This window comes from Megasphaera sp. AF13-6AC (assembly GCF_027685385.1).
GTDB classification, from domain to species: domain Bacteria; phylum Bacillota; class Negativicutes; order Veillonellales; family Megasphaeraceae; genus Megasphaera; species Megasphaera micronuciformis.
In genome coordinates, this window is sequence record NZ_JAQCUN010000252.1 from 1 (window position 1) to 1,063 (window position 1,063).

Below are 1,063 nucleotides of genomic sequence, written 5' to 3' on the forward strand. Positions count from 1 at the left end.
CATTCCAAATCGCTGAGTACCTCGTTCATACGCAGTTCCATGTCTTTGTACGCTTCTTCATTAATGACGAGTTCTTCCGGGTTCAGGTCTTTTTCTCCGGTCAAAACATCCTGCAAGGTGCGTTCGGATTCATCTGCATAAACGGGACGATCGATGGAGACGTACGAGTTCAACGGAGCATGTTTATACCGCGTTGCCGTCTTAACGGCTGAAATGATTTGACGCGTAATACAAATTTCCGCAAAAGCACTGAAAATAGTATGCATGTGCGGCTTGAAATCGCGAATAGCCTTGTAAAGGCCGATCATCCCTTCTTGCACCAGGTCTTCCGTATCGGCTCCGACAAGAAAGTAGGCATGAGCTCTGGATTTAACAAGGTTTCGATATTTTTGTATTAAATAATCGGAAGCGGCCGCATTGCCGGCTGATGCCAGAGCTGCCACTTTTTCATCCGCCATATCCTGAAAATTTGTATCTTGCCGTTCTTCCATATCTGTCTCCTATTTCGAGCGACGTATTTTTTCCAGCTTTTCCCAAACGTCCGTATTTTTCACGCGATGTACAACTTCATTGCGGCCTCCCGTCAAATGAACCTCACTGTGCACATATCGTTTTTCTTCGTGTTTCATACGAGCTACATCTTCAGCAAGTTCCCGCGCCGATACGCGGTAGGCCCCGCTACCGAGAATCTGCTGTTGCTCCGTTCCGTCCGATGTGGCGACAAAAAGGCTGCGTCGTTCCCGTCGATGCTCGTACACAAGGCGTTCTATACGACTGTCCGCCGTCTCATCCTTATCCGTAAAGACAATGCGACAATCCTTGCCAACGGACTCTTCTTTCGCCCCTTCATCCGTGTACATGGCATCGAAAACAATGACCGCTTCAACTCCTTTTATTTTACCGTAACCCGCAATCGTATCGATTAGTCGTTGGCGTGCATGTTCCAATGATTCATCGGCCAGAGCCTGCAAATCCTTCCAAGCAAAAATAATATTATAGCCGTCTATGATATAGAGATCTTTCATTTTCGCACCTACTTTTCCCGGTGTCGTTTACGAGCTAC

Annotated in this window: 2 protein-coding genes; both read right to left on the reverse strand. The window is 47.1% G+C overall.

Annotated features, from left to right (window positions below; genetic code table 11):
- Positions 1-491: RNA polymerase sporulation sigma factor SigH (gene sigH / locus PGX78_RS08620; protein WP_270446546.1), on the reverse strand; the 491-nt coding region annotated here is incomplete at its 3' end.
- A gap of 9 nt (positions 492-500) precedes the next feature.
- Entirely contained in the window at positions 501-1,025 is a 525-nt protein-coding gene (locus PGX78_RS08625; RefSeq protein ID WP_270446547.1) for an NYN domain-containing protein, read from the reverse strand.
- Positions 1,026-1,063: the final 38 nt, after the last annotated feature.